At 65.8% G+C, this 24,000-nt stretch carries 20 protein-coding genes and 1 riboswitch; of the genes, 15 read left to right on the top strand and 5 right to left on the bottom strand.

Going from position 1 to position 24,000, the window contains the following annotated elements:
- Nucleotides 1–79: 79 nt before the first annotated feature.
- On the bottom strand, nt 80–430 hold the full coding sequence (locus tag JVX91_RS02055) for a cupin domain-containing protein (RefSeq protein ID WP_205337796.1): 351 nt from the start codon (nt 428–430) through the stop codon (nt 80–82).
- 347 nt (nt 431–777) lie between these two features.
- Between JVX91_RS02055 and JVX91_RS02050 the strand changes: the two genes are divergently transcribed.
- Complete coding sequence (locus JVX91_RS02050; RefSeq protein WP_205337795.1) at nt 778–1,821, top strand: ABC transporter substrate-binding protein; 1,044 nt, start codon at nt 778–780, stop codon at nt 1,819–1,821.
- A gap of 67 nt (nt 1,822–1,888) precedes the next feature.
- Nucleotides 1,889–2,683: a class II aldolase/adducin family protein gene (locus tag JVX91_RS02045; RefSeq protein ID WP_205337794.1), complete on the top strand. Its 795-nt coding sequence runs from the start codon at nt 1,889–1,891 to the stop codon at nt 2,681–2,683.
- 508 nt (nt 2,684–3,191) lie between these two features.
- Here the strand turns inward: JVX91_RS02045 and JVX91_RS02040 are convergent.
- A complete protein-coding gene (locus JVX91_RS02040) occupies nt 3,192–4,646 on the bottom strand; it encodes a TolC family outer membrane protein (RefSeq protein WP_205337793.1) in 1,455 nt (484 codons plus the stop codon).
- 172 nt (nt 4,647–4,818) lie between these two features.
- A riboswitch (TPP riboswitch) is annotated at nt 4,819–4,926 on the top strand.
- 112 nt (nt 4,927–5,038) lie between these two features.
- Here JVX91_RS02040 and thiC point away from each other — a divergent pair.
- Nucleotides 5,039–6,919, top strand: a complete 1,881-nt coding sequence (gene thiC, locus JVX91_RS02035; protein ID WP_205337792.1) for a phosphomethylpyrimidine synthase ThiC — start codon at nt 5,039–5,041, stop codon at nt 6,917–6,919.
- A 136-nt stretch (nt 6,920–7,055) separates the two neighbouring features.
- A complete protein-coding gene (gene cytX / locus JVX91_RS02030) occupies nt 7,056–8,339 on the top strand; it encodes a putative hydroxymethylpyrimidine transporter CytX (RefSeq protein WP_205337791.1) in 1,284 nt (427 codons plus the stop codon).
- A gap of 106 nt (nt 8,340–8,445) precedes the next feature.
- Here the strand turns inward: cytX and JVX91_RS02025 are convergent, their stop codons facing one another.
- The gene (locus JVX91_RS02025; RefSeq protein WP_205337790.1) at nt 8,446–9,198 is read right to left on the bottom strand and encodes an RsiV family protein; all 753 of its coding nucleotides are present in this window, start codon (nt 9,196–9,198) and stop codon (nt 8,446–8,448) included.
- Nucleotides 9,199–9,414: 216 nt separating this feature from the next.
- On the opposite strand from JVX91_RS02025, the gene JVX91_RS02020 reads away from it, so the two are divergent.
- From JVX91_RS02020 to JVX91_RS01970, 11 genes are all read left to right on the top strand, one after another.
- Nucleotides 9,415–10,032 carry an NUDIX domain-containing protein gene (locus tag JVX91_RS02020; RefSeq protein ID WP_205337789.1) on the top strand — a complete coding sequence of 206 codons (618 nt, stop codon included), beginning with the start codon at nt 9,415–9,417 and terminating at the stop codon, nt 10,030–10,032.
- Complete coding sequence (locus JVX91_RS02015; protein ID WP_205337788.1) at nt 10,023–10,481, top strand: DUF1249 domain-containing protein; 459 nt, start codon at nt 10,023–10,025, stop codon at nt 10,479–10,481. Before JVX91_RS02020 ends, JVX91_RS02015 begins: the two co-directional genes overlap by 10 nt.
- Before the next feature lie 159 nt (nt 10,482–10,640).
- Entirely contained in the window at nt 10,641–11,450 is an 810-nt protein-coding gene (cpdA, locus tag JVX91_RS02010; protein ID WP_205337787.1) for a 3',5'-cyclic-AMP phosphodiesterase, read from the top strand.
- A 73-nt stretch (nt 11,451–11,523) separates the two neighbouring features.
- Entirely contained in the window at nt 11,524–12,153 is a 630-nt protein-coding gene (locus tag JVX91_RS02005) for a YqiA/YcfP family alpha/beta fold hydrolase (RefSeq protein ID WP_205337786.1), read from the top strand.
- Nucleotides 12,154–12,164: 11 nt separating this feature from the next.
- Nucleotides 12,165–14,060, top strand: a complete 1,896-nt coding sequence (parE, locus tag JVX91_RS02000) for a DNA topoisomerase IV subunit B (RefSeq protein WP_205337785.1) — start codon at nt 12,165–12,167, stop codon at nt 14,058–14,060.
- Nucleotides 14,060–15,079: an esterase-like activity of phytase family protein gene (locus JVX91_RS01995; protein ID WP_205337784.1), complete on the top strand. Its 1,020-nt coding sequence runs from the start codon at nt 14,060–14,062 to the stop codon at nt 15,077–15,079. The genes parE and JVX91_RS01995 overlap by 1 nt, the downstream gene beginning before the upstream one ends.
- Complete coding sequence (locus JVX91_RS01990) at nt 15,076–15,600, top strand: TIGR02281 family clan AA aspartic protease (protein ID WP_205337783.1); 525 nt, start codon at nt 15,076–15,078, stop codon at nt 15,598–15,600. Before JVX91_RS01995 ends, JVX91_RS01990 begins: the two co-directional genes overlap by 4 nt.
- Nucleotides 15,601–15,607: 7 nt before the next feature.
- Nucleotides 15,608–17,872 carry a DNA topoisomerase IV subunit A gene (gene parC, locus JVX91_RS01985; RefSeq protein WP_205337782.1) on the top strand — a complete coding sequence of 755 codons (2,265 nt, stop codon included), beginning with the start codon at nt 15,608–15,610 and terminating at the stop codon, nt 17,870–17,872.
- A gap of 150 nt (nt 17,873–18,022) precedes the next feature.
- The gene (locus tag JVX91_RS01980; RefSeq protein ID WP_205337781.1) at nt 18,023–18,745 is read left to right on the top strand and encodes an ABC-type transport auxiliary lipoprotein family protein; all 723 of its coding nucleotides are present in this window, start codon (nt 18,023–18,025) and stop codon (nt 18,743–18,745) included.
- A 185-nt stretch (nt 18,746–18,930) separates the two neighbouring features.
- The gene (locus JVX91_RS01975) at nt 18,931–20,556 is read left to right on the top strand and encodes a glycosyltransferase (RefSeq protein WP_345890272.1); all 1,626 of its coding nucleotides are present in this window, start codon (nt 18,931–18,933) and stop codon (nt 20,554–20,556) included.
- Nucleotides 20,556–21,794 carry a calcineurin gene (locus JVX91_RS01970; RefSeq protein ID WP_205337780.1) on the top strand — a complete coding sequence of 413 codons (1,239 nt, stop codon included), beginning with the start codon at nt 20,556–20,558 and terminating at the stop codon, nt 21,792–21,794. The genes JVX91_RS01975 and JVX91_RS01970 overlap by 1 nt, the downstream gene beginning before the upstream one ends.
- A gap of 1 nt (nt 21,795) precedes the next feature.
- Here JVX91_RS01970 and JVX91_RS01965 read toward each other — a convergent pair whose 3' ends face one another.
- Both JVX91_RS01965 and JVX91_RS01960 read right to left on the bottom strand, forming a co-directional pair.
- On the bottom strand, nt 21,796–22,332 hold the full coding sequence (locus tag JVX91_RS01965; RefSeq protein WP_205337779.1) for a metal-dependent hydrolase: 537 nt from the start codon (nt 22,330–22,332) through the stop codon (nt 21,796–21,798).
- Between the two features lie 37 nt (nt 22,333–22,369).
- On the bottom strand, nt 22,370–23,932 hold the full coding sequence (locus JVX91_RS01960) for an AhpA/YtjB family protein (protein ID WP_205337778.1): 1,563 nt from the start codon (nt 23,930–23,932) through the stop codon (nt 22,370–22,372).
- Between the last annotated feature and the right edge of the window lie 68 nt (nt 23,933–24,000).

Below are 24,000 nucleotides of genomic sequence, written 5' to 3'. Positions count from 1 at the left end.
CAGCGGTATTTACTCCAGTAAATGAGCATGCCGAGCCGGTTTCCAACGCAGTTGCGCCGACGCGCGGCCGGTCGATCAGCTAGGCGTTGCGCGCCTGCCAGTCCACCGGATAGAGGGCGTAGAACACGCAGGCTTTCTCGCCTTCGTAGGCCAGGGGCGTGCGCTCGGGTACCCAGATCACATCGCCCGGCTTGGCCTCGATCACCTGGTCGGCAAGGCGCAGGCGGAAGTTGCCCTCCAGCACCACGATCAGCTCGTCGTAGAGCACCGTCCACTCGATGGAGACGCCGTCGAAGCGGGCGAGGCCCGCGCCCATGGTTTCGCTGTCCGCAGGGCCGATCAGCCGACAGATGGCGGCGCGCTCGATGGCTTCGCCACCGTAGGACTGGAACTGCAGGGCGGACTGCTGGAAATGGCGGACCTGGGACACGGCACTTCTCCTGGAACGGGCAATGTTGTCTAAGCGAGTATTGATTAAGTTCTTTCTATGGAAATTTACCGACAGTAAAAAATCAACTTGTTTTTTTAAAAGTGACTGAGTAGTTTCATTCACGCCCGAGGTCTTTCGGGTGCAACGCGACGTGCTCCACAACAACTACAAGAGGAGAGGCGCATGAACCGTCACGTACGGTCCCCCCTCGCACGGCGGGCTTACCCGCTGGCAATCGATTTCCCTCTGCCCTGTCTCTCTTGCAACGTGGTTCCGGCGCGCCCGTCCTGCGTGCGCGCAGCCTTTGCGGCTGTGCGCGTGGTCTCCTACGACATGGGGTATGCCCGATGACTTTCCGCAAGAACGCTCTGCATCCGCTGCTGCTGGCCCTTGGATTGTGCTGCGCCGGTGCCCAGGCCAACGAGAACATGGTGGTGGTCGGTTATGGTGGTGCCGGCCAGAAGGCCCAGGAAGCGGCCTTCTTCCAGCCCTTCAGCAAGCAGTCCGGGGTCGGCGTGACCCAGAGCGAGTACAACGGCGAAATGGCCCGCATCAAGGTCATGGCCGACACCGGCCACGCCGACTGGGACGTGGTGCAGATCGAGGGCCCGGACCTCGCCCGCGGCTGCGACGAAGGCCTGTTCGTGCCGCTGGACTGGCAGCAGATCGGTGGCCATGACCAGTTGATCGCCAACGCCGCCAAGGACTGCGGTTCGGCCGCCCTGGTGTGGGGCGTGGCCATCGCCTACGACGCCGACAAGCTGAAGCTGGCGCCGCAATCCTGGGCGGATTTCTGGGACGTGAAGAAATTTCCCGGCAAGCGCGGCCTGCGCAAGCGCGCCATCTACAACCTGGAGTTCGCCCTGATGGCCGACGGCGTGAAACCCGCCGACGTCTACAAGGAGCTCGGCACCAAGGCCGGCGTCGACCGCGCCTTCGCCAAGCTGAACCAGATCAAGCCGTACATCCAGTGGTGGGAAGCCGGCGCGCAACCCGCGCAATGGCTGGCCGCCGGTGACGTGGTGATGACCTCGACCTACACCGGGCGCATCGCCGATGCCTACAAGGGCGGGCGCAACCTGCAACTGGTCTGGCCGGGTAGCCTGTATGGGATGGACTACTGGGCAATCATCAAGGGCTCGCAGCATGTGGATGCCGCCAAGCGCTTCATTGCCTTCGCCAACCAGCCCGATGCGCAAGTCGACTACGTGAAGCACATTGCGTATGGTCCGACCAACAAGCAGGCCGCCGAACGCCTGCCATCGGACCTGGCCAGCTGGGTACCCACCTCGATGCAGAACCTGCCCCAGGGGCTGGCGATGGACGATGAGTTCTGGGTTGACCACGGCGAGGAACTGGAAGAACGCTTCAACGCCTGGGCCGCGCAATAATCAGAGCGTGACCGTGGCGCCGGGGCCTTTGGGCTCCGGCGTCCCTGCCTGTGAAGAGGAGAGCACCATGACGTCGCTACAGGCGCCGGCACCGAGCCGCGCCACCTGTTCGCCCGAGGAGTGGAAGCTGCGCGAGGAGCTGGCGGCCTGCTACCGGCTGATCGCGCATTTCCGTATGTCCGATCTGATCTTCACCCACATTTCGGTGCGTATCCCTGGTCCCGAGCACCATTTCCTGATCAACCCCTACGGGCTGATGTTCGATGAGATCACCGCGTCGAGCCTGGTGAAGATCGATCTGTCCGGCCATGCCGTGGAGCCGACGCCGTACAAGGTCAACCCGGCGGGCTTCGTCATCCACAGCGCGATCCACGGTGCCCGTGAGGATGCGCAGTGCGTGCTGCACACCCATACCCGCGCCGGCTGCGCGGTGGCGGCGCAGGCCTGCGGGTTGCTGCCGCTGAACCAGATGTCCATGGAGTTCTATGGCCGCCTGGGCTACCACGATTACGAAGGCATCGCGCTGTCGATGGATGAACAACAGCGGCTGGTTGCCGACCTCGGTGATCACCTGGGCCTGATGCTGCGCAACCATGGGCTGCTGACGGTCGGACAGACCGTGCAGCAGGCGTTCCTGCGCATGTACTACCTGGAGAAGGCCTGCGATATCCAGCTGGCGGCCCAGGCGGGCGGCGAACTGGTGATTCCCCCGGACGAGGTGTGCCGTCACACCGAGCAACAATTCAACGCCCCGGCGCGGCCCCTGGCCGAAGGCGAGCTGAGCGATCCGGATGGTTATGACCTGGCGTGGTCTGCGCTGCTGCGGATGCTGGATCGCGTGGCGCCTGGGTATCGCGATTGATCAGTTGGTCCCTCTGTTGGTGGGCTTGGCGTGTGGGGCTGCCAATCGCGGACAAGGTCCGCTCCTACAGAGTGGCATGAGGTTTGTGTAGGAGCGGACCTTGTCCGCGATGTCTTGCCTGCGGTTCTGTTGGTGGGCTTGGCGTGTGGATCGGCCAATCGCGGACAAGGTCCGCTCCTACAGAGTGGCATGAGGTTTGTGTAGGAGCGGACCTTGTCCGCGATGTCTTGCCGGCGGCTCTGTTGGTGAGCTTGGCGTATGGATCAGCCGATCGCGGACAAGGTCCGCTCCTACGCGTGGCATGAGGTTTGTATGGGGGTGGACTCCATCCGCGATGTCTTGCCGGCGGCTCTGTCGATGGGCTTGGAGTGTGGATCAGCCAATCGCGGACAGAGTCCACCCGTACGCCCGGCGTGAAGCGGGGCGCGATCTGGAGGAACGCAGGTCTTGTCCTGCTGACAGGCCAAAGAAAAAGCCCCGCGATGCGGGGCTTTTTCATGGGGCCGGATCAGTACTTGGGATTGGACTTGAGCTGCTCTTCGGCGGCCTTGGCCAGGTCCGGCGGCAGGAAGTCCTTGTCCGGGTTGTAGTCCGGCTTCAGGTAGGCGCTCAGCGCCTGCAGGTCGGCCGGGCTTAGGGTGCCGGCGGTCTGCTTCAGGCGCAGGTTGTCGAGGATGTAGTCGTAGCGGCTGTTGTTGTAGTCGCGCACGGAGTTGTACAGCGAACGCTGGGCATCCAGCACGTCGACGATGTTGCGGGTACCGACCTGGTAACCGATCTCGGTGGCTTCCAGCGAGCTCTGGTTGGAGATGATCGCCTGACGCCGCGCCTTCACCGTTTCCACGTCGGTATTCACCGCGCGGTGCTGGTTGCGCGCGTTCTGGACTACCTGGCGACGCTGGCTTTCGCGCAACTGCTCGCTCTGGTTCAGGCGCTGGTAGGACTCGCGCACCTGGGAGCTGGTCAGGCCGCCGCTGTAGATCGGCACGCTCAGTTGCAGGCCGATGCTGGTCTGGTCCACGTACTTGCCGTAGTGCGGTTCGCCCGGCACGCCGGTGTTGGTGAAGCCCAGGGCGTCGTTGTCGCCCTTCTGGTACTGCGCCACGGCGTCGAGGGTCGGCAGGTGGCCGGCCTTGCGCTGGCGCAGGGTTTCCTCGGCGGCGTCGACCGCGTAGTTGCTGGCCTGCAGTTGCAGGTTCTGCTGGACCGAGGTGTCGACCCAGGCCTTGGCGTCGTTGGGCACCGGCACCACGACGGGCATCGAGTGCAGGATGCCTTCGATGGCGCTGTATTCGCGGTTGGTCAGCGTCACCAGGGCCTGGAAGGCATCGTCAACGCGCTGCTCGGCGACCAGGCGGTTGGCCCGTGCGGTGTCGTAGCTGGCCTGGGATTCGAGCACGTCGGTCTTGTCGGACAGGCCGACGTCGAAGCGCTCGTTGGACTGGTCGAGCTGGCGCTTGAACGCCGCTTCCTCGGCCTTGCTCGCCGCCAGGTTGTCCTGGGCGCGCAGCACGCCGAAATAATTTTCTGCCGACTGCAGGATCAGCTGCTGCTGAGTCGCGGAGAACTCCAGTTGCGCCTGCTCGGTGACGTTTTCGGCCGCCTTGAGCTGGAACCAGCGGTCCGCGCGGAACAGCGGCTGGCTGAGGCTCGCCTGCACCAACTGGGTGTTGCGGTTCAGCGTGGCGGAGGGCTCGTCCAGCGCGGTACGGGTCTGCCCGGTGCTGGCGCCGGCGTTGATCTGCGGCAGCAGGCCGGAGCGCGCCTGGGGCACGGCTTCCTTGCGCGCCAGGTAGTCGGCCTGGGCGGCGGCGAGGTCGGCGTTGTTGTCGACGGCATCTTTATAGACGCTGATCAGGTCCGTCTTGGTGGGCAGAGGAATAGCGGCCGGAGCGGGCTGTGCAGCCCAGGCAAAGCCTGTCGTAGCGGCAACAGCGACAGCCAGAGAGAGTCTGCGCAGCATTCGTTCATCCTGGAAAGTGATGCGAGGTGGGGCAAGGCTACGGTCGCCGCCGGTGGCGGTCAAGGCACGTTCGTACGAGCCTTCCGAGGCTGGAGTGTAGCTGCGTGTAGGCGATTGCGCGTTTTCGGCCGGATGGCGTTGGCTAATCTCTGCGCACTTGATTAGACTGCGGGCGTTCTTGTCGGGGTGCCCCATTGCGAGGGGCTGAGATCGGATAGTTCCGGATCCCGTTGAACCTGATCGGGTTAATACCCGCGTAGGGAACAAGAAGTACGCATCCCGCGGCGCATTCCGCCCCGGCCCCAGCCCTTCCCGGGGTGCGTCCCTTCGCTGCGGCAAGCAGCTCCTCTCGTCCCAGGTTCTCCCCGGCAATCAACCCCAGGAGAGCCAGGATGAGCACCCAGAAAAACAACGTCACCCGCCTTGAGCAGCTGGACCGCCAGTCGACCCAGCCCTTCCCGAATTCGAAGAAGGTCTACCTGACCGGCTCGCGCCCGGACATCCGTGTCCCCGTGCGGGAAATCGCCCTCGCCGATACCCCGACCGCCTTTGGCGGCGAAAAGAACGCCCCGGTGATGGTCTACGACACCTCCGGCCCCTACACCGACCCGGATGTGCGCATCGACCTGCGCAAGGGCCTCCCGGACGTGCGCTCGCGCTGGATCGACGAGCGCGGCGACACCGAGATCCTCCCCGGCCTGACCTCCGAGTTCGGCCAGTCGCGCCTGGCCGACGCCAGCCTCGACGCCTTGCGCTTCGCCCATGTGCGTACCCCGCGCCGCGCCAAGGCCGGCCGCAACGTCTCGCAGATGCACTACGCGCGCCAGGGCATCATCACGCCGGAGATGGAATACATCGCCATCCGCGAGAACATGAAGCTGCAGGAAGCCCGCGCCGCCGGCCTGCTGGACGCCCAGCATCCGGGTCAGAGCTTCGGTGCCAGCATTCCGAAGGAGATCACCCCCGAGTTCGTCCGTGACGAAGTGGCCCGTGGCCGCGCGATCATCCCGGCGAACATCAACCACACCGAACTGGAACCGATGATCATCGGCCGCAACTTCCTGGTGAAGGTCAACGGCAACATCGGCAACAGCGCGCTGGGTTCCTCCATCGAGGAAGAAGTGGAGAAACTCACCTGGGGCATCCGCTGGGGCGCCGACACGGTGATGGACCTGTCCACTGGAAAGCACATCCACGAGACCCGCGAGTGGATCCTGCGCAACAGCCCGGTACCGATCGGCACCGTGCCGATCTACCAGGCGCTGGAGAAGGTCAACGGCATCGCCGAGGACCTGACCTGGGAAATCTTCCGCGACACCCTGATCGAACAGGCCGAGCAGGGCGTGGACTACTTCACCATCCACGCCGGCGTGCTGCTGCGCTACGTTCCGCTGACCGCCAAGCGGGTCACCGGCATCGTTTCGCGCGGCGGTTCGATCATGGCCAAGTGGTGCCTGGCCCATCACCAGGAGAATTTCCTCTACACCCACTTCGAGGAAATCTGCGAAATCATGAAGGCCTACGACGTCAGCTTCTCGCTGGGCGACGGCCTGCGTCCGGGCTCCATCGCCGACGCCAACGACGCCGCGCAGTTCGGCGAGCTGGAAACCCTCGGCGAGCTGACCCGCATCGCCTGGAAGCACGACGTCCAGGTGCTGATCGAAGGCCCCGGCCACGTGCCGATGCACCTGATCAAGGAGAACATGGACAAGCAGCTGGAGTGCTGTGACGAGGCGCCGTTCTACACCCTCGGCCCGCTGACCACCGACATCGCGCCGGGCTACGACCACATCACTTCCGGCATCGGCGCGGCGATGATCGGCTGGTTCGGCTGCGCCATGCTCTGCTACGTCACGCCCAAGGAGCACCTGGGCCTGCCGAACAAGGATGACGTGAAGACCGGCATCATCACCTACAAGATCGCCGCGCACGCCGCCGACCTCGCCAAGGGCCATCCGGGCGCGCAGATCCGTGACAACGCCCTGTCCAAGGCGCGCTTCGAGTTCCGCTGGGAAGACCAGTTCAACCTCGGCCTCGACCCGGACACCGCCCGCGCCTTCCACGACGAGACCCTGCCCAAGGACTCGGCCAAGGTCGCGCACTTCTGCTCCATGTGCGGGCCGAAGTTCTGCTCCATGAAGATCACCCAGGAAGTCCGCGACTACGCCAAGGAGAACGGCCTGACCGATGAGCAGAAAGCCATCGAGGCCGGCTTCCAGCAGCAGGCCGCGCGCTTCAAGGATGAAGGCTCGGTGATCTACAAGCAGGTGTGACCGGGTAGCCCCCGTAGGAGCGGACTTCGTCCGCGATTGGCATCCGCCTCCACAAGAGCGTCGCGGATGAATCCGCTCCTACAAACAGCCAAAGCAAAAATAAAACCTAATCCAACCTTCGAGCCTTGCACGCATCGTGACCACTACCGCCATCGACTATTCACCGACATCCGCCGTGGGCAGTGCCCAGCGCGTGCTCGGCCTGCGCGACCTGTTCTCCCTCTGGTTCTCCCTGGGCATCGGCCTGATGGTGCTGCAGACCGGCGCCCTGCTGGCGCCGGGCCTGGGCCTGGCCGGCGCGCTGGGCGCGATCCTGCTCGGCACGCTGGTCGGCGTGCTGTTGCTGGCCAGCGCGGGGGTGATCGGCACCGATACCGGGCTGTCCGCCATGGCCTCGCTCAAGCTCAGCCTGGGCAGCCACGGCGCCGCGCTGCCGGCGCTGCTCAACCTGTTGCAACTGATCGGCTGGGGCGCCTTCGAGATCATCGTCATGCGCGATGCCGCCAGCCTGCTGGCCACCCGCGCGTTCGGCGACGGCGCCTGGACCAATCCGGCGCTGTGGACCCTGGTGTTCGGCGCGCTGGCGACCCTGCTGGCCGTCGCCGGCCCACTCGCCTTCGTGCGCCGCGTGCTGCGCCGCTGGGGCATCTGGCTGCTGATCGCCGCGTGCGTCTGGTTGACCATCGACCTGTTCCAGCGCGCCGACCTGGCTGCGCTGTGGGCCAAGGCCGGTGACGGTTCGCTGTCCTTCGCCGTGGGCTTCGACATCGCCATCGCCATGCCGCTGTCCTGGTTGCCGCTGATCGCCGACTACTCGCGCTTTGGCAAACGCGCCGGGCAGACCTTCACCGGCGTGGCGCTGGGCTTTTTCATCGGTTGCTTCTGGTTGATGGGCCTGGGCGTGGCCTACACCCTGGCATTCGCCGAGGGCAGCGATGCCAATGCGCTGCTGCTGGCGCTGGCCGGCGCCGGGATGGGCATTCCGCTGTTGCTGATCCTGCTGGACGAGTCGGAAAAGGCGTTCGCCGACATTCATTCGGCGGCGGTGTCCAGCGGCATCCTGCTGCCGCTCAAGGTCGAGCACCTGGCGCTGGCCATCGGCGTGATCTGCACGCTGATCGCCTGGTTCGCGCCGCTGGCGCAGTACCAGAACTTCCTGCTGCTGATCGGCTCGGTGTTCGCGCCGCTGTTCGGCGTGGTGCTGGTGGACCACTTCGTCCTGCGCCGCCGCGCGCCGAGTGAGATCCCCCAGGGCCTGCGCTGGGGCTCGCTGCTGGCCTGGGCTGGCGGCGTGGTGGTCTATCACCTGCTGGCGAACTACCAGCCGGACCTGGGCGCGACCCTGCCGGCGCTGGTGGTGGCGGGTGTGCTGCAGCTGTTGCTGGGGCGTGTTGGAGCGAAGGTGACAGCTTCGGCTTGAGGTTGGTCGCGGACAGGGTCCGCTCCTACAAAGGCACTCCGTGCCCCGTCTGTAGGAGCGGACCCTGTCCGCGAAATCCCGCCGACTACGCCGGCGCTGAAGAAGGCTACTGCGCCCCGCGCCCCGGGAAGTAGTACGGTTTCACGATGCCATTCAGGCGCGGGTACGGAATCTTCAGCTCCGGATGGCCGACCGAGTGCGGGGCGATGCGGTCGATGTCGTACTTGAGCGTCAGCGAGCCGAACGTCAGGGCGAAATGCTCGGTCGGCTGGAACGGCCAATCCTTCGAGAAGTTCGCATCCTGCTCGTTCAGCTTGTTCTGCAGGATCCACGCCTGGTGCGCCATGCGCGCCACTTTCCAGAAGTTGTCCTCCTGGCCGGGCAGGAGAATGTCCTGCAGGGTGAGCACCTTGTGGATACGTCGATCATAATTGATGAACGCGCGGCCCGGCTGGCCGTACTCGCCGCCGGTGAAGCGGTAGCTGGACAGCTCGATGATCACCAGACCGTCATGCTGTTCGCGGATCTTCGCTTGCAGGTAGCTGTTCCAGCCCGGTTGCGCCGAGTCGAGGAAACGCTTTTCGTAGACCTCGAGATTGGCCGGTGCCGCTCCCTCGCCATCGCGGGCCAGCTGGAGCAACTGGGCATTGATCGCGTCATTGAGCGCCGGCTCGTCGTCGAAGCTCAGCGTGTCCAGGTTGAACAGCGGGCATTGCTCGCCCTGGCAGCCAGGCTTGAGGTGTTCGAAGGTGATGTGACGGGCGGCGAGCGGTTCGTCGAGCGCGGGCTTGAACAGACTCTGGCAGGCCCCCAATAACAGGCAGAGGCTGCCCAGGGCAGCGAGTTTCAGAAGTCGCATGGGATTCCTTGTCGTTGACGTTCACCGGCAGTGGAGTGGTTCGACCGCCATCGGCGCTACCGGTTCGGCGGGTGAGTATGAACCACTTTGGCGGAACGACGGCACCGTGCGATGGTCACAGCCAGCCTGGCCGCCAGGCGGCCGCGAAAGAGGCTGCGCCGCTACCGGCGGCGCGATAGGATGGCGCGAAGTCAAACGTACAGTGAGTGGAACGGGATGTCGGAAGCGTTCAAGCCAGGCCCCCAGGACATCGAGATCCAGAAGCGCGAGCAGTGCTTCAAGGGCTTCTACAAGGTCGACCGCCTGCACCTGCGGCACCGCCAGTTCGCCGGCGGCATGGGCCCGGTGCTGACCCGCGAATTGTTCGTGCGTCACGATGCCGTGTGCGTGCTGCCCTACGACCCGCAGCGCGATGAAGTGGTGCTGATCGAGCAGTTCCGCGTCGGCGCCATGGACGCCGGGGTCAATCCCTGGCTGATGGAACTGGTCGCCGGTCTGATCGACAAGGACGAGGAGCCCGAGGAGGTCGCTCGCCGCGAAGCGGTGGAAGAGGCTGGCCTGACCCTCGGCGCGCTCTGGCCGATCGCCCAGTACCTGCCGTCACCCGGCGGCAGCAACGAACTGGTGCACCTGTTCGTCGGCCGCTGCGACAGCAGCACCGCGTCGGGTATCCACGGCCTGGAAGAAGAGGGCGAGGACATCCGCGTCCACGTCATGCCGTTCGAGGAAGCACTGCAGGCTGTGCGCGACGGGCGCATCAACAACGCGGCGAGCATGCTCGCCCTGCAATGGCTGGCGCTCAATCGCGCCGAGGTAAGGGGGTTATGGGTGTGAATCTGTTGCGCGAGCGCTATCGCGTCGACCTGGCGGGTCTGCAGGCGACCTGCGAAGCGAACTACTTGCGCCTGATGCGCCTGTTGCCCGAGATGCGCGAAGCCCAGGTTTCCCGCCGCGTGGCGCTCAGCGAGGGCGAGCGCCTGCTCGGCGTGCTGGTGCTGGATGTGGTGGAAGCCTGCCCGTACACCACCGTCCTGCAGGTGCGCCAGGAGCTGGGCCTGCCCTGGCTGCCGGCGCCCAAGCTGGAGGTACGGGTGTACCACGACGCGCGCATGGCCGAAGTGGTGGGCGCCGAACAGGCGCGCCGCCTGTTGGCGATCTACCCCTATCCGAACCAGGCGATGCACCAGCCGGACGAGAAGAGCCAGCTCAACCTGTTCCTCGGCGAATGGCTTAGCCACTGCCTGTCTTGCGGCCACGAACTCGAGCCGGTGCTGCAGCGCTGATATTACCGTGATGGCGACATGCCATGATAGGCTGCCCGCCCATCGAACTCTGCGTGTCCCTAACTGTGATCTGTGACGCTTTCCCGGTTTGCTCGGGGTTGCGCCTGTCACCATACTCATCACGATTTCCCGGACGCCCGCCTCACAGGAGAAGGCGCATTGCCCACCCAGCCCACTGCCTCCGATTCCGTCCTGGTCATCCAGCTCTCGGATAGCCACCTGTTCGCCGAAGGCGATGGCCGGCTGCTGGGGATGGATACCGCCGACAGCCTGACCCAGGTGGTGCGCCTGGTTGTCGAGGAGCAGCCGCGGATCGACCTGGTGCTGGCCACGGGCGACCTGTCGCAGGACGGCTCGCTGGAGTCCTACCAGCGCTTCCGCAGCATCTCCGCGCCGATCGACGCCCCCAGCCGCTGGTTCCCCGGTAACCATGACGAAACCGCACCGATGCGCGAGGCCGCCGCGGGCAGCGATCTGCTCGATCCGGTGGTCGATCTGGGCGCCTGGCGCGTGATCCTGCTGGACTCCACCATTCCCGGCGCGGTGCCGGGGCAGGTGACCGACGAGCAGGTCGCATTGCTGGAGAGCGCCATCCAGGCCGCGCCGGACAAGCACCTGCTGATCAGCTTCCACCACCATCCGGTACCCATCGACAGCCAGTGGATGGACCGTATCGGCATCTATAACCCGGAAAAGCTCTTCGCCGTGCTGGATCGCTACCCGAACGTACGTTGCCTGCTCTGGGGCCATGTGCACCAGGAAATCGACCGGATGCGCGGCGATGTGCGCTTGCTGGCCTCACCGTCGACCTGCGTGCAGTTCACACCGGGCAGCGAGGATTTCTGCGTCGACAGCCTGGCGCCCGGATACCGCTGGTTGCGCCTGCAGCCCGATGGTGAAGTGCAGACCGGCGTATCGCGGGTGACCGACATCGAGTTCGAGGTCGACTACAGCATCAAGGGCTATTGATCCGCCCCATGGTGCGCCTTGCGACGCTGCCCCACTTGCGGCATGCCACTTGCAGCTTGTAGCCTCCCGGCCCATGACCGCATTCCTCTATATCCACGGATTCAACAGCTCGCCCGGTTCGCAGAAGGCCCGGCAGTTCACGGCCGCCCTGGAACACCTGGGCCTGGCCGGGAACATTCGCGTGCCGGCGCTGCACCATCATCCGCGCCAGGCCATGGCGCAGCTGGAATCCGCTATCGCCGAACTGGGCCGGCCGCTGCTGATCGGCAGCTCCCTGGGCGGCTACTACGCCACGTATCTGGCCGAGCGACTTGGCCTCAAGGCCGTACTGATCAATCCGGCAGTGGCGCCGCACAGGCTGTTCGATGGCCAACTCGGTCCGCAGACCAACTATTACAGCGGCGAAACCTGGGAACTGACCCTGGACCACGTCGCCGCCCTGGCGGAACTGGAAGTCCCGGCTCCCACCGACGGCTCGCGCTACCAGGTGTGGCTGCAGACCGCCGACGAAACCCTCGACTACCGCGCCGCCGAACGCTATTACCGTGCCTGCGCGCTGCGCATCGAGGCCGGTGGCGACCACAGCTTCCAGCGCTTCATCAGCCACCTGCCGGCACTCCTGGCCTTCGCCGGCGTGCCGTCCAGCCAGTGGCGCGACGTGGATTTCTCCACCTTTGAAGCCATCACCTCTTCGACTGATTAAGCAGGAACCCCATGGCCCAGCAGAACGCCTATAACGCAGACGCCATCGAGGTTCTCTCCGGCCTCGATCCGGTGCGCAAACGCCCGGGCATGTACACCGACACATCGCGGCCCAACCACCTGGCCCAGGAAGTCATCGACAACAGCGTCGACGAGGCGCTGGCCGGCCACGCGAAAAGCGTGCAGGTGATCCTCCACGAGGACAACTCGCTGGAAGTGATCGACGATGGCCGCGGCATGCCGGTGGACATCCACCCCGAAGAGGGCGTGCCCGGCGTCGAACTGATCCTCACCAAGCTGCACGCCGGCGGCAAGTTCTCCAACAAGAACTACCAGTTCTCCGGCGGCCTGCACGGCGTGGGCATCTCGGTGGTGAACGCGTTGTCGACGCTGGTCGAGGTCCGCGTCAAGCGTGATGGCAACGAATACCGCATGACCTTCGCCGACGGCTTCAAGTCCAGCGACCTGGAAGTCATCGGCACAGTGGGCAAGCGCAATACCGGCACCAGCGTGCACTTCTGGCCCGATGCCAAGTATTTCGACTCCCACAAGTTCTCCGTCAGTCGCCTGAAGCACGTGCTCAAGGCCAAGGCCGTGCTGTGCCCCGGCCTGCTGGTCAGCTTCGAAGACAAGTCCAGCGGCGAGCGCGTCGAATGGCACTACGAGGATGGCCTGCGCTCCTACCTGGTCGACTCGGTCTCCGAGAACCTGCGCCTGCCCGACGAGCCGTTCTGTGGCTCGCTGGCCGGCAACAAGGAGGCGGTGGACTGGGCCCTGCTGTGGCTGCCCGAGGGCGGCGAGTCCGTGCAGGAAAGCTACGTCAACCTGATTCCCACCGCCCAGGGCGGCACCCACGTCAACGGCCTGCGCCAGGGCCTGCTGGACGCGATGCGCGAGTTCTGCGAGTTCCGCAACCTGCTGCCGCGCGGCGTGAAGCTGGCGCCCGAAGACGTCTGGGAGCGCATCGCCTTCGTCCTCTCGATGAAGATGCAGGAGCCGCAGTTCTCCGGCCAGACCAAGGAGCGCCTGTCCTCCCGCGAGGCCGCCGCGTTCGTCTCCGGCGTGGTCAAGGACGCCTTCAGCCTGTGGCTCAACGCCCACCCCGAGCTGGGCCTGCAACTGGCCGAGCTGGCCATCAGCAACGCCGGCCGCCGCCTCAAGGCCGGCAAGAAGGTCGAGCGCAAGAAGATCACCCAGGGCCCGGCGCTGCCCGGCAAGCTGGCCGACTGCGCTGGGCAGGACCCGATGCGCTCCGAGCTGTTCCTGGTGGAAGGTGACTCCGCCGGTGGTTCGGCCAAGCAGGCGCGCGACAAGGAATTCCAGGCAATCATGCCGCTGCGCGGGAAGATCCTGAACACCTGGGAAGTGGACGGCGGCGAAGTGCTCGCCAGCCAGGAAGTCCACGACATCGCCGTGGCCATCGGCGTCGATCCGGGCGCGGCGGACCTCACCCAGCTGCGTTACGGCAAGATCTGCATCCTCGCCGACGCCGACTCCGACGGCCTGCACATCGCCACGCTGCTGTGCGCGCTGTTCGTCCGCCACTTCCGTCCGCTGGTGGACGCCGGGCACGTCTACGTCGCCATGCCGCCGCTGTTCCGTATCGACCTGGGCAAGGAAGTCTTCTACGCCCTGGACGAGGCCGAGCGTGACGGTATCCTCGACCGCCTGGCCGCCGAGAAGCGCCGTGGCAAGCCGCAGGTCACCCGATTCAAGGGCCTGGGCGAGATGAACCCGCCGCAGCTGCGCGAAACCACCATGGACCCGAATACCCGTCGCCTGGTCCAGCTGACCCTGGAAGACACCGAGGGCACCGTGGAAATGATGGACATGTTGCTGGCCAAGAAGCGTGCCGGCGACCGCAAGTCCTGGCTGGAATCCAAGGGCAACCTGGCGGACTTCGCCTGATGCGCTGGCTGCTGGCCGCCTTCGGCCTGTTCGCCGGCCTGGCTGGCGCCGTCGAGGCAACCAGGCCCGCGGCCCCCTCCGCTGCGCCGGTCACTTTGCAGTTCGTCGCCGAGCATCCCGTCGAAGGCATGCCCAGCGGGAACCTGTCCGGCCTGGCAATGTGCGGCGGCGAAATGTGGACAGTGTCCGACCGTGATGACGACCGCATCTACCGCCTGCTGATCGACGAGCAGCCGGGCAAGGCCTGGCAAGCCACCGCCGAACCTTTCGTGGTGCCTGGTGTGCCGGACAGCGGCCTGTCCTGGGGCGCCCGTGCGCGGGTGAGCGTCGGCGGCCTGCTGCGCGGTGGCGCGATGGATTTCGAAGGCATCAGCTGCGACCAGGCCGGTAACCGCTACGTGGTCAGCGAAGCCTATGCCGCCGTCCTGCTGCTGCCGGCCACCGGCGAGCCGACCTGGCTGCCGTTGCCCCAGAGCCTGCTGCGCCAGGCGCGCGCCAGCGGGCTGCTGATGGAATTCAATGCGCTCTACGAAGGCATCGCCGTGAGCGCCGATGGCAAGGAACTGTGGCTGGCCGCCGAGCGCCAGCGCCGCGGCCTGCTGAAGGTGCGCAACGAGAATGGCACGTGGAAGTGCGACGGCAACTGCGTGATGCTCAGCGAAGGCGGTACGGCGTTGCCGCCCCCGGAGCTGGGCGCTGAACGCGCGCTACCGATCGATTTCTCCGACCTCGTGCTCTACAAGGACAAGCTGTTCACCCTCGAGCGCCTGGCGCATCAGATCTGCCGCCGCGACGCGAAGACTGGCGCGCAGGAGCAATGCTGGTCCGTCGCCGCCGGCATGCTCGCCCCGGAGCGACGCTACGACCTGCCATACGGCGTGGCCGAAGCGCTGATCCTCGACGACAAGGGCGCCTGGATCGGCCTGGACAATGGCGAGCACGCCCGCGCCGATGGTGACGGGCGTCCCTACGTGCTGCGCTTCGCGGCGCCGGCCGGTGGCTGGCTCGGTGGCAAATGAGCGACGCGGTGCCGGGGCGGCGGATCGGCAAGATCATGATGTTCCTCGCCTGGGGCGCGGGCATCCTGCTCGCCACCCACTATTTCGGCGCCTGGGAAACTCGCCAGCACAACCCCAATCCACAACCGCAGTCGACCCGCGGCAGCGGTTACGTGGAAGTGCGCCTGCTTGGCAATCGCGCCGGACACTACGTGGTCGACGGGCGGATCAAGGGCGAGACGGTAACCTTCATGGTCGATACCGGTGCCACCCAGGTGGCCATTCCGCAGCGGCTGGCCCAGCGCCTGGACCTGCCGCGCGGCCTGCCGGTCACCCTGGACACCGCCAACGGCCGCAGCGAGGGCTGGCGCACGCGCCTGCCCAGCCTGCAGCTTGGCGACATCCGCCTGACCGATGTGCCGGCGCTGGTCGCGCCGGGCATGGAAGGCGACGAGGTGCTGCTCGGCATGAGCGCACTCAGACAACTGGATTTCACCCAGCAGGACGGCACCCTGGTGCTGCGCCAGCGATCTACACCGTGAGGCACGCATGAGCGAAACCCTCGATCTGAGTCTGGAGGGCGTGGAGCGCCGGTCACTGGCCGACTTCACCGAACAGGCTTACCTGAACTATTCCATGTACGTGATCATGGACCGAGCCCTGCCGCATATCGGCGACGGCCTCAAGCCCGTACAGCGGCGCATCATCTACGCCATGAGCGAGTTGGGCCTGGATGCGGACTCCAAGCACAAGAAATCGGCGCGTACCGTCGGTGACGTGTTGGGTAAGTACCATCCCCACGGCGACTCGGCGTGCTACGAAGCCATGGTGCTGATGGCCCAGCCGTTCTCCTACCGCTACCCGCTGGTGGACGGCCAGGGCAACTGGGGTGCGCCGGACGATCCCAAGTCCTTCGCCGCCATGCGTTACACCGAGGCCCGCCTGTCGCGCTATGCCGAAACGCTGCTGTCCGAGCTGGGCCAAGGCACCGCGGACTGGGTGCCGAACTTCGACGGCACCATGGACGAGCCGGCCGTGCTGCCGGCGCGCCTGCCCAACCTGCTGCTCAATGGCACCACCGGCATCGCCGTGGGCATGGCCACCGATATTCCGCCGCACAACCTGCGCGAAGTGGCTGCCGCCTGTATCCGTCTGCTGGATGAGCCCAACGCCACCGTTGGCGACCTGATCGAGCACGTGCAGGGCCCGGATTTCCCCACCGAGGCGGAAATCATCACCCCGCGCGCCGACCTGCAGAAGATCTACGAAACCGGCCGTGGCTCGGTGCGCATGCGCGCCGTTTACCGCGTCGAAGACGGTGACATCGTGGTCACCGCGCTGCCGCACCAGGTCTCCGGGGCCAAGGTGCTGGAGCAGATCGCAGGGCAAATGCAGGCCAAGAAGCTGCCGATGGTGGCCGACCTGCGCGACGAGTCGGACCACGAGAACCCGACCCGCATCGTCATCATTCCGCGCTCCAATCGCGTGGATGCCGAAGAGCTGATGACCCACCTGTTCGCCACCACCGACCTGGAAAGCTCGTACCGGGTGAACATGAACGTCATCGGCCTGGACGGCAAACCGCAGGTGAAAGACCTGCGCCAGGTGCTCAGCGAGTGGCTGACCTACCGCACCGACACCGTGCGCCGCCGCCTGCAGTTCCGCCTGGACAAGGTCGAGAAGCGCCTGCACCTGTTGGAAGGCTTGCTGGTCGCCTTCCTCAACCTCGACGAAGTCATCCACATCATCCGCACCGAGGACCAGCCCAAGCCAGTCCTCATGCAGCGCTTCGAGCTCTCCGAGCTGCAGGCCGACTACATCCTCGACACCCGCCTGCGTCAGCTGGCGCGCCTGGAAGAGATGAAGATCCGTGGCGAGCAGGACGAGCTGGCCAAGGAGCGCGCCAAGCTGCTGTCGATCCTCGGTTCCCCCGCCAAGCTGCGCAAGCTGGTGCGCGATGAGCTGATCGCCGACGCGGAGACCTACGGCGATGACCGCCGTTCGCCCATCGTCGCCCGCGCCGAAGCCCGCGCGCTGTCGGAAACCGAGCTGATGCCGACCGAGCCGGTGACTGTGGTGCTGTCGGAGAAGGGTTGGGTGCGTTGCGCCAAGGGCCATGACATCGACGCCACCGGCCTGTCGTACAAGGCCGGTGATGGCTTCAAGGTGTCCGCGCCGGGACGCTCGAACCAGTATGCGGTGTTCATCGATTCCACCGGCCGCAGTTACTCGCTGGCCGCTCATAGCCTGCCGTCGGCCCGTGGCCAGGGCGAGCCGCTGACCGGCCGCCTGACGCCGCCGCCGGGCGCGTCCTTCGACCGCGTGCTGCTGCCTGAGGACAGCGCGCTGTACGTACTGGCCTCCGACGCCGGCTACGGTTTCGTCGCCAAGGGCGAGGACATGCAGGCCAAGAACAAGGCTGGCAAGGCGCTGCTCAGCCTGCCCAATGGTGCGCAGGTCATGGCGCCGCGGCCGGTCAACGACCTGGAGCAGGACTGGATCGCCGCCGTCACCACCGAGGGCCGACTGCTGCTGTTCAAGGTCTCCGATCTTCCGCAGCTGGCCAAGGGCAAGGGCAACAAGATCATCAGCGTGCCGGGCGACCGCGTGGCGAGCCGCGAGGAGTACCTGACCGATCTGGCCGTGCTTCCGACGGGGGCGACCCTGGTGCTGCAGGCTGGCAAGCGGACGCTCTCCCTCAAGGGCGATGACCTGGAGCATTACAAGGGCGAGAGGGGCCGTCGCGGGAACAAACTGCCGCGCGGTTTCCAGCGAGTGGACGCCTTGCTGGTAGAATCGCTGTCTCAGGATTGAAACGCGGTTCGATACATTCTGCCTCTGGAGCTGAAGCGCCGGTTAGGGGATGATACGTCCCTTTGGCAACCGGCGCCTCGGCGCGTTGCCTGTAGTCATAGTGAATTTGTTGGATGTAGCGCCGAATTTCGGCGAATGACGGTGATCCAGATGAGCGCGTGGCGCGTCTTGGCCTTGTTTTCCCTCGTCAGCCTCCTGGGGCTGACGGGCTGCACAGTGAATCGGCCGACCCAGTTGTACCAACTGGATGCAGGTGCGGTTCCTGTCCCGACCCGTGATAACGGTGTCGCTGTACTCCTCGGTCCGGTGTCCCTGGCCGATTACCTGAAGCGCGAGACGATGGTTCAGCGCCAGGCCGACGGTATCCTCAACCTGTCCACCGAAGCCCGCTGGGCCGGCAGCCTGGAGACCAATGTCAGCCAGCAACTGATGCGCCTGCTCTCGGGCGAGCTGGATAGCACCCGCCTGGCGCTGTTCCCGGAGAAGCCCGGCTTCACCCCGCAGGTGCAGGTCATGCTGACCATCAGCCGCCTGGACTCCGGCCCGAAGGAGCCGGCGGTGCTCGAGGCACGTTGGCGCTTGCTCGACCAGAAGGGCGAGCTGCGCGACAGCCGCGTGTTCCGCGAAGAAGAAGCGCATTCGGGCAGCGTTCAGGACCAGGTGCGTGCCCAGGGTGACCTGCTGCGCAAGCTCTCGGTCCAGTTGGCCCGTGACGTGCGACCGGTCGCCACCGCCGTGGCCGAACAGCAGGCCGCTCCGCCACGCAAGCCGACGGTCGCCAACACTGAACAGGCGGCCAAACCCAAGGAAGAAGGTCCGAAGATCCCGCTGGTGGTGCCGATTCGCACCGACGTCGAGGTTTATCGGTTCTGATTTCGGGGCGCTCCCCCTCCTGACATCGACGCCCGGGCCAACCTCGCTGGCCGGGGCGTTTGCATTTTTGTCGGGGAAATACGCGCGTTTGACATCTTCTTGACGGCGCGGGTGGTATCCAGAGGTCCGTGTGCAGGTTGTTGGCGCCCGGACGTTTTCCGAGCGAAACCTGCGAGAGGCTTCGTGTGCCGTCAACTTCCCTTGCCCCCGTCGTTCAGGCGGACTCCGCCCTGAGCCGGCAGACGCTGTGCGTCATGCTGGCTGCGCTGCTGTTGTTCCTGCTCGGCGTGCAGGGCGATGCGTTCGTGGGATTCGATTCGCGCTTCGTGCTCTTCGCGCGGGAAATGCTCCGCCATGGCCCGAGTCTGTTCCCGACCACCTACGGCCAGCCCTACCCGGATTACCCGGCCACCTCGACCCTGTTCATCTACCTGTTGTCGCTGCCGCTGGGCCGGGTAACCGCGTTCACCGCGTGGCTCCCGACGGCGCTGGCGGCAGCATTGTGCGTGGGCATCGTCTATCGCCTGGTGGCGCCGTTCTCCCGTGCCTGGGCGCTGGTCAGCGTGGCAATGCTGCTGCTCACCGCCACCTTCCTCAGCGAGACGCGTGCCGTATCCCTCGACCTGATGGTTGCTGCGGTCGGCATGCTGGCCTTCGAGATCGCCTTCCATTCGCGGCGTTTCGGCCTCGCCGGATTGCTCCTGCGCCTGCTGCCGCTGCTGCTTGTGGGCTTTGCCCTGCGCGGGCCGCTTGGCCTCGTGGTGCCGGCAGGCATGGTGTGCAGCCAGTTGCTTCTGGACCGGCGCTGGAAGCCGCTGCTGGTCTTCTCCGCTAGTGCGGCGGCGTTGTTGGCTGCCTGCGTCGTGCTGCTGATCGAGGCGGCGCGCGCTGCTGGTGGCGATGCCTTCGTCGCGGACGTGCTGCGCATGCAGGTCATCGGTCGCCTGGACGGTTCGGCCGGCTCCAGCGATGCGCTTTATTACTTCCGCAGCTCGCTGGGCAACTATGCCCTGGCGTTCCCGCTGGCGCTGCCGGCACTGGCGCTGCTGTGGCACGCCCGGCGCGAGCCGGCTGCTCGACTGGTGGCGGGCTGTGCGCTGGCGGCGTTGGTGGTGATGGCCGGTTTGTCGGTGCCGCAGGCGAAGAAGGCGCGTTACATCGTGGCGATGGCGCCCTTGGCGGCGATCATCGCCAGCTATCCGTTCATGCTCGCCGGCAACCGTCTGGCCCGCCTGTTGCGCGTTGCGCTGCAAACGCTGTGGCTGGCGCTGCCGGTGTTGTTGATGGCTGGGCTGTGGTTGGTGTGGAAGCGCTACCCGCAGGAGCTCGCCGGAATCGGCTGGCGCTTGCCGGTCTGTATCGTGGCGCTGGGCCTGCTGCTGGTGCTGGGAGCGCTGCAGTGGCGCCGCCCTCCGGTCATGGCACTGAGCGCTGCATTGGCCTTGTGGGCCGGCTACATCCTGGTCTTCGAGCCGGTCGAGCGGAATCGCTACGATACCCAGGAGTTCTCCGCCGATCTGATCCGCCAGCTCGACGCCCAGCCCGCCCCCCTGGTGCTCTTCGGTATGGCGCGCGATGCGCGGGCGATCAAGCTGATGGTCAACCTCGATCGTGACCTGCAGCCGCTGTTCCTCGACCGCCCCGAACAGCTTGCCGCGCTGGATACGCTTTTCTACCTGATGATCGAGGAGCGCGATGTGCAGCATCTCGCGGCTGTGCTCCCCGCCCATTCCGAACTGTTGTTCGGCGGCCGCTTCGACAATGACAACTATCGCCTGCTGCGCCTCCAGCGCGCAGGCACTTCGCCGTGATGAAACCGATACCCATCCTTCTCGCTTGCAGTCTGCTGCTCAATGGTTGCGACAACACCGACACCCAGGACCAGGTGGAGCGCAACCAGGCCTTCTTTCGCCAGCATCCGTTGCCGCCGCTGCAACTGGTATCGGGCTCCGGCAGCTTCATCCTGCCCTTGCTGCCGGATACCCAGTTCTATGCGGAGAACAACCACCGCGAGCGCCACCTGTTCCGCAGCGAGCAGCGCTATCCGGACCTGCCGTATCCGCCGGCGCTGGCCTTCTATGCGCAGACCTACTGGCTGGCGAAGTACGCCGAGGCCTTGCAGGTGCCGCTGGTCGTGCACCTGGGGGATGTGGTGGAGAACGCTGGCGCCGCCAGTCAGTGGCAGACCGCCAGCGGTGCCATGCGTACGCTCGAGGAGCGCGGTGTGCCCTACAGCATCGCCACTGGCGAGCGGGATGTGCACGAGGAGACCAGCAATGATGACCAGCGCTCCTTCCTGGACCGCTTCAAGAGCCACTTCGGTCCCGAACGTGCGGCGTGGCAGAGCACCTATGTTGGCAGCGATCCGAAGGGGCTGAGCCAGGTCCACCTGTTCCAGCGTTATGGCCAATCCTTCCTGCTGCTGGCGCTGGACTGGAGCCCGTCGGAGGCGACCCTGGACTGGGCTCAGGGCGTGCTCGACACTCATCCCCATGTACCGGTGATACTCGCCTCGCACAGCATCCTGCGGCTTAACGCCAAGGGTGTCGTCGAACTGTCCCACGATGGCAGCGCCAGTGGCCCGCGCCTGTGGGATCGGCTGATCCGCCACAACGACCAGGTATTCCTCACCCTCAGCGCGCACGTCGATGGCGCCGCGCATACGCGGATGTTCAATGACCTGGGGCACAGCGTGGACATGGTGATGGTCGACTACCAGCACCAGTACCTGGGCGGCAACGGCCTGATGCAACTGCTGGAGCTGGACTTGCGGCGAAGCCGGCTGGGCGCGCTGTCGCTGTCACCCTGGGTGTTGTGGAAGCGCCAGGTGTATGCGCAGGCCTATCATCCGTGCGCGACGCCGCAGGCATTGCACGATTGCGACCAACTGATGCCGGCGGTCTCGCCGGGGTGGGACAATCGCTTCCTCGTCGATCTGGACTATCGCGCGCGCTTCGCCAGCTTCCAGGGTTATACCGCTCAGTTGCCGGTCCAGGGCGGGCAGACTTCCCTGCTGGAACAGCTCCAGGCGCAGCTCGGCGCCCACTGAATCAGCTGTCGCGGCGCACCAGGCGGCGCAGCCCCATGCCGCCCAGTGCCACGGCGAGGCACGGTATCCAGACCCAGCGCGCTTCCGAGAGCAACACGTCCATTCCGCGCGCGCTGAGGAAGCGCGACAAACCGATGGGTGAAACCTCGATGGGATGGAACGGCAGGAAGTAGCGCTGTTCGCTCCACGGCCAGAGCCAGGCAACGCCCAGGCCGCCGTCGGTCATCGCATCCAGCACGCTGTGGGACGCGGTCGCCAAGCCGATCCACAGGCCGGCTTTCAGCGGGCCGCTGCCCAGCAGGCGGCAACACAGCGCGCCGAGCACGCTCATGCAGGCAGCGAACAGCAGCGAATGACTGAAGCCGCGATGGCCAAAGGCGTCGTGATAAGCGATGCCCAGCTTGAAGGCGACCACATCGAGGTCGGGCAGGCAGGCGGCGAGCATGCCGGCCAGCAGCAGGCGAGGGGGAATGACGCGCGCGCCGAGCGCCAGACCGACGGCCAGCACTGGCAGCGGATGGGTGATCAGGGTGGTCATGGAATCCGTTCCAGAAGGGGCCTTTCGGCCCCGCGAATCAGGTGGTGCGCAGGGCGCGCATGCGCGAGAGCTGGCGCTCCAGCATCGACGGGTAGGGTTCCTTCAGCCATTCCACGCAGCAGGCGTTTTCCGGGCTGGCGATGGGGCGGATGCGCGCCCGCTCGCGGACTTTCTCGTCGTCGCCGATGGATTTCTCCACCAGCAGCAGGTTGCGGCTGTGCTGGCTGAGGGCCAGAGCGTCCTGGGCGGAGGAATCCTGCAACAGTTCGGCTTGCTCCAGGTCGGCGACGTCTTCGCCCAGCACCAGGCCCAACTGCAGTTGCAGGGTGATGCCGCTGTCGGCGACTTCGATCTGCAGAGCGTGACCCAGGGCGCGCATCAGCTCGCCGCAGCACAGCGCGTTGGTGAGGAATTCCTCGTCCTGATCGCGGCTGTGGAAGAGGATCAGGCTGCCGCCGTCATTGAGGGTGTACAGCGTGCCCTTGTAGAGGCGCGCGGCCTGTTCCAGGCAGTCGCGATAACGCTGCAGCAGGTCGACCAGGCGGGCCCGTGGCAGGCGGCGCAGCTGTTCCTGGGCGCCCAGTTGGACGGCCAGCACGGCGCTGGTGCCGGAGGAAAGCGGTTCTGGCTCGGCTTCGGGCTCTTCCTCGACGCCGATCTCGTCGTCCGCTTCCTCGTCGACCGCGGTCTCGAATTCTTCCTCGGGGAAGTCATCGTCACCGTTTGCTTCGTTGCGGCGGCGTGCGGTGGGCGCGGGCAGTTCGTCGTCGGAGAAGATGTTCTCGTCGAACTCGTGCTCGTCGCCGGCCTCGTCCTCATTCAGGGAGGGTTCCTTGGCGGCCGGCTTGGCGGCGGCTTTCGGGCGTGGCGGGGGAGCGCTGACGACCGGCTCCGGCGCGGGCGGCTTCTCGGGCACCAGGCGTGCCTGGAGTTGGCGCGCGAGGTCGCCGATCTCGTTCTGCAGGCCGGCGCCGGGCGCAGGATCGTCCGGATCGCGCAGCCAGACACGAAGCTGTAACAAGGGTGTGGAAATCTGCCGGCCCAGACGCAGGCTCAGCGTCAGGGTGAGCAGCAGCAGGATCAGGCTGATCAGCCCCATGCTCTGCAGGCTGACGGTCATCGGTTGCTCGAATTGATGCATGTCGAGACTGATGCGCAGATGGCCGGCGATCACTTCCTGGAAGGTGATCGGCGTGGAGTAGAGGCCCTCGGCATCGCCCAGCAGGCCCTGCTTGGGCCGGGTGCCGGCCTCGGCGAGGATGCGATTGTCCACGCTGTAAATCGCCGCATGGGCGACCAGCGGGTTCTTGGTCAGGTTGTTGAGCAGCACGTTGAGGCTGAGGATGTCGTTGGACACCAGCAGCTCGGTGGCGGATTGCGCCGTCTGGGTGGTCAGGCTCTGGCCCAGGGCGTCGGCCTGCTGCTGCATGGCCTGCTTGAACTGCATGCCCATCACCCAGGCGTAGATCACCAGTGCCGCGGCAACCAGCAGCAGGCTATGGATGGCGATCTTCAGGGCGACCGGTACGCGACGCTGGCGCAGGGCGTGGAAGAGCAGCAGGAAGAAATTGTCGGGCTTGACGGAGGTGGGCCGGGTCACAGCGGGCTCGGTCTTCTTCAGGGCAGATGCGGGGCAGTATAACGAGGCCCTACTGAGGGGCAAAGCGC

Source organism: Pseudomonas sp. PDNC002 (assembly GCF_016919445.1).
Lineage (GTDB): Bacteria > Pseudomonadota > Gammaproteobacteria > Pseudomonadales > Pseudomonadaceae > Pseudomonas.
Note: the sequence above shows the minus strand (reverse complement) of the source record. Positions and strands in the feature narration are given on the sequence as shown.